The sequence below is a fragment of the Pseudomonas cichorii genome (assembly GCF_003700275.1).
Lineage (GTDB): Bacteria > Pseudomonadota > Gammaproteobacteria > Pseudomonadales > Pseudomonadaceae > Aquipseudomonas > Aquipseudomonas cichorii_B.
Genome location: NZ_RBRE01000049.1, coordinates 78,754 through 87,080, shown reverse-complemented (window position 1 = coordinate 87,080; position 8,327 = coordinate 78,754). Strand labels below are relative to the sequence as shown.

Below are 8,327 nucleotides of genomic sequence, written 5' to 3'. Positions count from 1 at the left end.
TCGCGAATGAATTCGCTTGTGCCTGGTGCTACGCTCAATAAAGCTTCGCCTGCGAGGAATGCCACAAAGTGGAATACGTCACAGCGCTGAAAACCCTGCATGTAGCTGCAATCGCCTTGCTGCTGACAAGCGCCTTCGGACTGGCTTTGCAGGTCTTCAGAAGGCGGACTCATGATGGCCTCTTGCAGCGCCCCACCTTGTTTATCTGGCTGTTAATGGCCCTGTGCCTGGCGATCCTGCCATTCAGCGGCTGGTGGCTGGTGCATCTGCTCGGCTGGTCATTGGGGCAGACCTGGATCCTGGCCAGCAGCGTGCTCTACCTGCCGGGGCTTTTCAGTTGGCTGTGGCTGGTCAGCCGACTGGCTGGCAAGGCAGGCAACTCCAGAGTCACCCTGGCCTTGGCCATTGTCAGTGCCGGGTGTTTTGTCGCGATTGCCGGTCTGATGCTGTTCAAACCGGCTTGAGGCATGCACTGCTGTTTATTTGCGCAGTGAAATCACCGGCCAGCCACGCTTCTCTGCTTCTGCGCGCAGTTTCGGGTCCGGATCGACGGCCACTGGATGCGCAACCTGCTCCAGCAATGGCAGGTCATTCATCGAGTCGCTGTAGAAATAGCTGCCTTCCAGACTGAATGCATTCTCTTCCAGCCAATGATTGAGCCGGGTCACCTTGCCTTCACGGAAGCAGGGTATACCTGTCGTGCGGCCGGTATAGCGCCCGTCGACCTGCTCGCACTCGGTCGCCAGCAGGGTGTCGATGCCAAGGCGGGCAACGATGGGCGCGGTGACGAAGCGGTTGGTGGCAGTTATGACCACCAGTTTGTCACCTGCGTCGCGGTGTTTGGCGATCAACTCCAGGGCGCGGGGCAGTACGATGGGTTCGATGCAGTCGCGCATGAAATCGCGATGCCACTCATCGAGCTGGGCCATGTCGGTGCGACCGAGGATTTCAAGGGTGAAGTTCAGGTAGTCGGTCAGATTGAGCGTGCCGGCCAGGTAGTCTTCATAGAAAGCGTCGTTGCGGGTTTTGTAGGTCGCGGTGTCGAGAATGCCGCGCTCGCAGAGGTAATCGCCCCAGGCGTGATCGCTGTCGCCACCCAGAAGTGTGTTGTCGAGGTCGAATAAAGCCAGGCGCATGCGGTTACTCGCTGAAATAGCTGAAAAAAGAGCACAAGAATACGAGGTTTTCACAAGACTTCACATAAGGTGCTAAGGCTCGTTGCTGCTTTGATCGCCTTTGTGGAACAATGCGATGACATGCGTTTGCGAGGTTGTTGCCGTGATCGACCCCGATGGTTTCCGTCCTAATGTCGGGATTATTCTGACAAACGATGCTGGTCAGGTCCTATGGGCTCGGCGTATTAACCAAGATGCCTGGCAGTTTCCGCAGGGGGGAATCAACCCACAGGAGACGCCGGAAGACGCGCTGTATCGTGAATTGAATGAAGAAGTCGGGCTGGAACGACAGGATGTGCAGATTCTGGCCTGTACCCGCGGCTGGTTGCGCTATCGTCTGCCGCAACGACTGGTCCGTACTCATAGCCAACCGCTATGCATCGGCCAGAAGCAGAAATGGTTTCTCCTGCGCCTGATCTCCAACGAGCAGCGGGTGCGGATGGATTTGACCGGTAAACCGGAGTTCGATGGCTGGCGTTGGGTCAGCTATTGGTACCCGTTAGGCCAAGTGGTGACATTCAAGCGCGAGGTGTACCGACGCGCACTCAAAGAGCTTGCCCCGCGCCTTTTATCGCGCGACTGACACGGAGTTCGACCCCGAGCCATGCTCAATACGCTGCGCAAGATCGTCCAGGAAGTTAACTCCGCCAAGGATCTCAAGGCGGCGTTGGGCATTATTGTGTTGCGCGTCAAGGAGGCCATGGGCAGCCAGGTCTGCTCGGTCTATCTGCTTGACCCCGAAACCAATCGTTTCGTGTTGATGGCTTCCGAGGGCCTCAACAAGCGCTCCATCGGCAAGGTGAGCATGGCGCCGAACGAGGGCCTGGTAGGCCTGGTCGGCACCCGCGAAGAGCCGCTGAACCTCGAAAACGCCGCCGATCACCCCCGTTACCGCTACTTTGCCGAAACCGGTGAAGAGCGTTATGCCTCTTTCCTTGGCGCGCCGATCATTCACCACCGTCGTGTGGTGGGCGTGTTGGTGATCCAGCAAAAGGAGCGCCGCCAGTTCGACGAAGGCGAAGAAGCCTTCCTCGTCACCATGAGTGCGCAACTGGCAGGCGTTATCGCCCACGCTGAAGCCACCGGCTCGATCCGCGGCCTGGGTCGCCAGGGCAAGGGCATCCAGGAAGCCAAGTTCGTCGGCGTGGCCGGCTCTCCCGGGGCGGCAGTCGGTGTCGCGGTGGTCATGCTGCCACCTGCCGACCTGGAGGTGGTGCCGGACAAGACCGTCAATGATATCGATGCCGAACTGGCGTTGTTCCAGAATGCACTGGAAGGCGTGCGCAATGACATGCGTACCCTGTCCGCCAAGCTCGCGACCCAGTTGCGGCCGGAAGAGCTGGCGCTGTTCGACGTTTACCTGATGATGCTCGACGACGCTTCGCTGGGCAGTGAAGTGACCAATATCATCAAGACCGGCCAATGGGCACAGGGTGCGCTGCGTTCGGTGGTCAACGAGCACGTCAATCGTTTCGAGCTGATGGACGATGCCTATCTGCGCGAGCGGGCTTCCGACGTCAAGGACCTGGGGCGCCGGCTGCTGGGTTACCTTCAGGAAGCGCGGCAACAGGCGCTGGTCTACCCCGACAACACCATTCTGGTCAGCGAGGAACTGTCGCCGGCGATGCTCGGCGAGGTGCCGGAAGGCAAGCTGGTCGGTCTGGTATCGGTGCAGGGCTCGGGTAACTCCCACGTTGCGATTCTGGCACGGGCCATGGGGATTCCCACGGTCATGGGCCTGGTGGACTTCCCCTATTCCAAGGTGGATGGCATCGACCTGATCGTCGATGGCTATCACGGTGAAGTTTTCACCAACCCCAGCGACATCATGCGTCAGCAGTTCACCAAGGTGGTTGAAGAGGAGCGGCAACTGTCGCAAGGCCTCGATGCCCTGCGCGAACTGCCGTGCGTGACGCTGGACGGCTATCGCATGCCGCTGTGGGTCAACACCGGCCTGCTGGCCGACGTCGCTCGTGCCCAGCAACGTGGCGCCGAAGGTGTCGGCCTGTACCGCACCGAAGTGCCGTTCATGATCAACCAGCGCTTCCCCAGCGAAAAGGAACAGCTGGCCATCTATCGTGAGCAACTGGCGGCCTTCCATCCGCTGCCGGTGACCATGCGCAGCCTGGATATCGGCGGCGACAAGGCCTTGTCCTACTTCCCGATCAAGGAAGAAAACCCGTTCCTGGGCTGGCGCGGCATTCGCGTGACCCTCGACCATCCGGAAATCTTCCTGGTCCAGACCCGCGCCATGCTCAAGGCCAGCGAAGGCCTGAACAACCTGCGGATTCTGCTGCCGATGATTTCCAGCACCCATGAAGTGGAAGAGGCCTTGCACCTTATCCACAGGGCATGGGGTGAGGTGCGCGACGAAGGCACCGATGTGCCGATGCCGCCTGTCGGAGTCATGATCGAAATTCCGGCCGCGGTGTACCAGACCCGCGATCTGGCCCGGCAGGTGGATTTCCTGTCGGTAGGTTCAAACGACCTGACCCAGTATCTGCTGGCAGTTGACCGCAACAACCCGCGCGTCGCCGACCTCTACGACTATCTGCATCCGGCAGTGTTGCAAGCCCTGCAAAGCGTGGTCCGCGATGCCCATGCCGAAGGCAAGCCGGTGAGTATCTGCGGCGAGATGGCCGGTGATCCTGCGGCAGCGGTGCTGCTCATGGCGATGGGCTTCGACAGCTTGTCGATGAACGCCACCAACCTGCCGAAAGTGAAATGGATGCTGCGCCAGATCAACCTGAGCAAGGCCAAGGAGCTGCTGGCCCAGTTGATGACCAACGACAACCCGCAAGTCATCAGCAGCTCGCTGCAACTGGCACTGCGCAACCTGGGCCTGTCGCGGATGATCAATCCAGGGTCGGTCAAAGGGCATTAATGCAAACCCCCGCAGGAGCGAATTCATTTCGCGAAAATTCCGGTTTTTCTGCGAATGAGCGAGATTTTTCGCGGATGACTCCGCTCCTACGGCTGTAAAACCAGCTCCACTTCTCCCAATCTTGCGCCATACGGCCCGAAACTGTGTTCGAGCAACTGTCGGCTGCCATCGGCATTGACGATCAGTACGCTGCTGGCCCGGGTTCCGTAGTTGGGGCTGGCGATGAAAATGCTGGAAAGCAGGCTTTCGGTCGACAGGCCGACGCCGGTATCCGGCAATTCAGCCTCGGCCGCCGGCTGGGCATCCTGTAGCAGGTTGAACAACGCTGCTGGCTGCGGGTCATCCAGTTGCGCCTGCAAGGCAGCCCGCGCCTTGAGCAGTTTGGGCCAGGGCGTGTCCAGGCCAGCATTGGAAATACCGTAGACGCCTTCACTCAATGGCCGAGGCTGCGGGTCAAGCGTATTGAGGTAATAAAGCTGCCGCGCATTGCCCACTAACAGATTGAAGCCGGTGTATTCACCGATCCGGCTGGCGGTTTCGGCCAGATAATCCTCCAGCGACTGCTCGCCCTTGAGAAAGCGTGCAACCAGTTCGCCTCTGGAACGCAGGCCCAGCGTCTGATCGGGGTTACGAATGTTGGTCAGCGCCGCAAAACGTCCCTGGGCACCGATGCCCAGCCAGGTGCCTCCCGCCTCCAGGTCGCGCCCGGCGTGCACGTCCGGGTGATCCGGCCATTGCGCCAGCGGCAAGGCAGGCCGAGCGTAGAATTCGTCGCGATTGGCCGCCACTATCAACGGCTGTGGATGGGAAGGTCGCCAGGCAAACACGATCAGACACATGCGGTACTCCTTTTTCGGACACTCTACGATTCATCCATCGCCCACCGCTAGAGCATCAAGCCATGCTCCGGTAACATGCCGGACTGATTTTGGGGGCTCCCATGGAATTTGTGCTCTATCTGGCCCTGGGTGCCTGTGCGGGTGTGCTGGCCGGCCTGTTTGGCGTCGGCGGCGGGATCATTATCGTGCCGGTGCTGGTGCTCAGCTTCGGCCTGCAAGGTTTCGATGCGTCGGTGTTGACTCACCTGGCGGTCGGCACCTCTCTGGCGACCATCGTCTTCACGTCGATCAACTCCGTTCGCGCCCATCACAGCCTGGGTGCGGTACGCTGGCCGATCTTTGCCTGGCTGACCGTGGGGATTCTGTTCGGCGCGGGTCTGGGCTCGCTGACTGCCAGCTATATTGCCGGGCCTTATCTGCAAAAGATCATTGGTGTCTTCGCGGTACTGGTCGCCCTGCAGATGGCGCTGGATCTGCGCCCCAAGGCCAGCCGCGGGGTGCCCGGCAAGCCTGGGCTGACAGCGGCGGGTGTGGTGATTGGCTGGGCTTCAGCGATTTTCGGCATCGGCGGCGGCTCGCTGACCGTGCCATTCCTGACCTGGCGCAGCGTGTCCATGCAGCAGGCCGTGGCAACCTCGGCGGCATGCGGTTTTCCGATTGCCGTGGCGAGTGCAATAAGTTTCATGATTCTGGGCTGGCACGATCCGTTGTTGCCCCCGCATAGTCTGGGCTTCGTTTACCTGCCCGCGCTGCTGGGGATCGCGATCACCAGTATGTTTTTTGCGCGCTTCGGCGCCCGGCTGGCGCATAAACTGTCGCCACGTCTGTTGAAACGACTGTTCGCTACGCTGCTGCTATGCGTCGGTGTCAGTTTCCTGATCTAACTGTCTTTCGGATTCAGTCGCTCGCAAGAGCGTTCCAATTGAGGAGTTGCAATGCTGCCTTACCCGCAGATTGACCCGGTAGCCGTCTCGCTCGGCCCGCTGCAGATTCACTGGTACGGACTGATGTATCTGGTCGGCATAGGCGGCGCATGGCTGCTCGCGTCGCGTCGCCTGAACGCCTTCGATCCGACCTGGACCAAGGAAAAACTTTCCGACCTGATCTTCTGGCTGGCCATGGGTGTGATTGTCGGTGGGCGCCTGGGTTATGTGCTGTTCTACGACCTCTCGGCGTATCTGGCCAATCCGTTGCTGATCCTTGAAGTGTGGAAAGGCGGCATGGCCTTCCATGGCGGTTTTGTCGGCGTGATGCTCGCGGCCTGGTGGTTCGGCAGACGCAACGGCAAGACCTTCTTCCAGTTGATGGACTTCGTTGCCCCGCTGGTGCCGATCGGCCTGGGTGCCGGACGCATCGGCAACTTCATCAATGCCGAGCTGTGGGGCAAGCCAAGCGACGTGCCATGGGCGATGGTTTTCCCGCCGTTCAGCGACCCGGCACAACTGGCGCGTCATCCTTCGCAGCTGTATCAGTTCGCCCTGGAAGGTGTTGCGCTGTTCATCATTCTCAATCTCTATGCGCGCAAACCACGCCCGACCATGGCCGTGTCCGGCATGTTCGCCCTGTTCTACGGAATTTTCCGCTTTGTGGTCGAGTTCGTCCGGGTTCCGGATGCACAACTGGGCTATCTGGCGTGGGGCTGGGTCACCATGGGGCAGATTCTGAGCCTGCCGATGATCATTGCCGGTCTGGCCATGATCTGGCTGGCCTACAAGCGCGCTCCTGCTGCCCAGCAGGCTTAATACCGAAACGCCGGGTGATGTTGCCCGGCGGATTCAACGATGCAGGTAATTTATGAAGCAATATCTGGAATTAGTCGCCCATGTGATCAAGCACGGGACCTTGCAATCCAACCGTACCGGCGTGAACACCATCAGTTTTCCCGGTGCGATGCTGCGTTATGACCTGCAGGAAGGTTTCCCGGCAATCACCACCCGGCGCATGGCCTTCAAGTCGGCCATCGGTGAGATGGTCGGTTTCCTGCGCGGCGTGAGCAACGCGGCGGAGTTTCGCGAACTGGGCTGCAAGGTCTGGGACCAGAACGCCAATGAAAACGCCCAGTGGCTGAACAACCCGTTCCGCAAGGGCGAGGATGACCTGGGCGAGATCTACGGCGTGCAGTGGCGCAAATGGCCAGCCTACAAGCGCATTGCAACCGACAATCCTGCGGCGATTGAACTGGCCGTCAGCCAGGGCTACAAGCAGATCGCAGAGTCCGAAGAAGATGGCCAGAGCTTTGTGGTTCTGTACAAGGCCATCGACCAGATTCGCCAGTGTGTCGACACCATCATCAAGGATCCTGGCAGCCGCCGTATCCTGTTCCACGGCTGGAACTGCGCACAGCTCGACGAGATGGCCCTGCCACCTTGCCACTTGCTCTACCAGTTGCACCCGAACCCGCAGACCCGCGAAATCTCGCTGACGCTGTACATACGCTCCAACGATCTGGGCCTTGGTACGCCGTTCAACCTGACCGAAGGCGCAGCGCTGCTGAGCCTGATCGGGCGCCTGACCGGCTACACGCCACGCTGGTTCACCTATTTCATCGGTGATGCCCACGTTTACGAAAACCACCTGGACATGCTCAACGAACAGCTCACCCGCGAGCCGTTCCCGATGCCAAAACTGGTGATTTCAGATCGTGTGCCAGAGTTCGCCAAGACCGGCGTCTATCAGCCGGAGTGGCTGGAACTGATCGAGCCCTCCGACTTCTCGCTGGAAGGGTATGAACATCATCCGGCGATGACAGCGCCGATGGCGGTATAAGCCTGTTCGCGAATGAATTGGCTCCGTGCAGGAGCGAATTCATTCGCGCAGCTTCAATGCAATAGGCTCCTCCCTCTCCTCTTGCACAAGCACTTGGCGAATAGATTCGCTTGTCCAGCCGGTGCGGCCTATTTCACATTGACAGTGATCTTCCTCGACTCGACAGTCGGATTCAGCGGGATATGCGCCTTGTCGCCCACCAGCAATTGCAGGGTGTGGCTACCCGGTGGCAGGCTCAGTTCGGTTTCGGTCTGGCCCTTGCCGAAGTGGCGGATATTGTCGGTGGTCGGCAGCGGAGCATTCGCGGCGGGCTGATCCTTCACGTCGATCAACAGATGGTGATGGCCGGTTTCAGGGATATCGACCCCTGCCGGTGCAACACCCATACCCTTGAGGCCAAACTGGACCTTGAACGGCGACGTCACGGTTTCGCCATCCTTGGGCGAGATGATGTAGACCTCGGCACCTGTGGGCGAAGCGGTACGTGGAATATCGGCGGCCTGAACCAGAGCACTGGCTCCCAGCAACAGGCTTGCGATGGCAGTTCTGGAAAATAGGGATGTCATGATCTCTCCGGACGTTTATGAGGCTATCCATCGGACCCTGAACCAAAGTCTTCGGTTCAGCTCCGCAAGGAACGCCCTTTACGATAGACCGCTGGCG

At 59.7% G+C, this 8,327-nt stretch carries 9 protein-coding genes; 6 read left to right on the top strand and 3 right to left on the bottom strand.

What is annotated here, in order from left to right; all coding sequences use genetic code 11:
• Window positions 1-68 precede the first annotated feature (68 nt).
• The gene (locus ALQ04_RS13725) at window positions 69-464 is read left to right on the top strand and encodes a DUF2269 family protein (protein ID WP_122316295.1); all 396 of its coding nucleotides are present in this window, start codon (window positions 69-71) and stop codon (window positions 462-464) included.
• 15 nt (window positions 465-479) lie between these two features.
• Here the strand turns inward: ALQ04_RS13725 and ALQ04_RS13720 are convergent, their stop codons facing one another.
• Window positions 480-1,136: an HAD family phosphatase gene (locus ALQ04_RS13720; RefSeq protein WP_122316294.1), complete on the bottom strand. Its 657-nt coding sequence runs from the start codon at window positions 1,134-1,136 to the stop codon at window positions 480-482.
• 142 nt (window positions 1,137-1,278) lie between these two features.
• Here ALQ04_RS13720 and ALQ04_RS13715 point away from each other — a divergent pair, with 142 nt between their 5' ends.
• The gene (locus tag ALQ04_RS13715; protein WP_025262356.1) at window positions 1,279-1,758 is read left to right on the top strand and encodes an RNA pyrophosphohydrolase; all 480 of its coding nucleotides are present in this window, start codon (window positions 1,279-1,281) and stop codon (window positions 1,756-1,758) included.
• Between the two features lie 21 nt (window positions 1,759-1,779).
• Window positions 1,780-4,059 (top strand): phosphoenolpyruvate--protein phosphotransferase, encoded by a 2,280-nt coding sequence (gene ptsP / locus ALQ04_RS13710; RefSeq protein ID WP_122316293.1) that lies wholly within the window; start codon window positions 1,780-1,782, stop codon window positions 4,057-4,059.
• 86 nt (window positions 4,060-4,145) lie between these two features.
• On the opposite strand, the gene ALQ04_RS13705 is transcribed toward ptsP, so the two are convergent.
• Entirely contained in the window at window positions 4,146-4,898 is a 753-nt protein-coding gene (locus tag ALQ04_RS13705; protein WP_122316292.1) for an NRDE family protein, read from the bottom strand.
• Window positions 4,899-4,999: 101 nt separating this feature from the next.
• Between ALQ04_RS13705 and ALQ04_RS13700 the strand changes: the two genes are divergently transcribed.
• From ALQ04_RS13700 to ALQ04_RS13690, 3 genes are read left to right on the top strand one after another with little or no spacing between them, the layout of a single operon-like run.
• Window positions 5,000-5,782, top strand: a complete 783-nt coding sequence (locus ALQ04_RS13700) for a sulfite exporter TauE/SafE family protein (RefSeq protein WP_122316291.1) — start codon at window positions 5,000-5,002, stop codon at window positions 5,780-5,782.
• Window positions 5,783-5,833: 51 nt separating this feature from the next.
• Window positions 5,834-6,640, top strand: a complete 807-nt coding sequence (gene lgt / locus ALQ04_RS13695) for a prolipoprotein diacylglyceryl transferase (RefSeq protein ID WP_122316290.1) — start codon at window positions 5,834-5,836, stop codon at window positions 6,638-6,640.
• Window positions 6,641-6,692: 52 nt separating this feature from the next.
• Window positions 6,693-7,664, top strand: a complete 972-nt coding sequence (locus ALQ04_RS13690; protein WP_122316289.1) for a thymidylate synthase — start codon at window positions 6,693-6,695, stop codon at window positions 7,662-7,664.
• 128 nt (window positions 7,665-7,792) lie between these two features.
• Here ALQ04_RS13690 and ALQ04_RS13685 read toward each other — a convergent pair whose 3' ends face one another.
• A complete protein-coding gene (locus tag ALQ04_RS13685) occupies window positions 7,793-8,230 on the bottom strand; it encodes a DUF4399 domain-containing protein (protein ID WP_122316288.1) in 438 nt (145 codons plus the stop codon).
• Window positions 8,231-8,327: the final 97 nt, after the last annotated feature.

Excerpts from the sequence above, each read along its gene's own strand:
- lgt (WP_122316290.1), top strand. The coding sequence starts at position 5,834 with ATGCTGCCTTACCCGCAGATTGACCCGGTAGCCGTCTCGCTCGGCCCG.
- ALQ04_RS13690 (WP_122316289.1), top strand. The coding sequence starts at position 6,693 with ATGAAGCAATATCTGGAATTAGTCGCCCATGTGATCAAGCACGGGACC.
- ALQ04_RS13705 (WP_122316292.1), bottom strand. The coding sequence starts at position 4,898 with ATGTGTCTGATCGTGTTTGCCTGGCGACCTTCCCATCCACAGCCGTTG.
- ptsP (WP_122316293.1), top strand. The coding sequence starts at position 1,780 with ATGCTCAATACGCTGCGCAAGATCGTCCAGGAAGTTAACTCCGCCAAG.
- ALQ04_RS13685 (WP_122316288.1), bottom strand. The coding sequence starts at position 8,230 with ATGACATCCCTATTTTCCAGAACTGCCATCGCAAGCCTGTTGCTGGGA.
- ALQ04_RS13700 (WP_122316291.1), top strand. The coding sequence starts at position 5,000 with ATGGAATTTGTGCTCTATCTGGCCCTGGGTGCCTGTGCGGGTGTGCTG.
- ALQ04_RS13720 (WP_122316294.1), bottom strand. The coding sequence starts at position 1,136 with ATGCGCCTGGCTTTATTCGACCTCGACAACACACTTCTGGGTGGCGAC.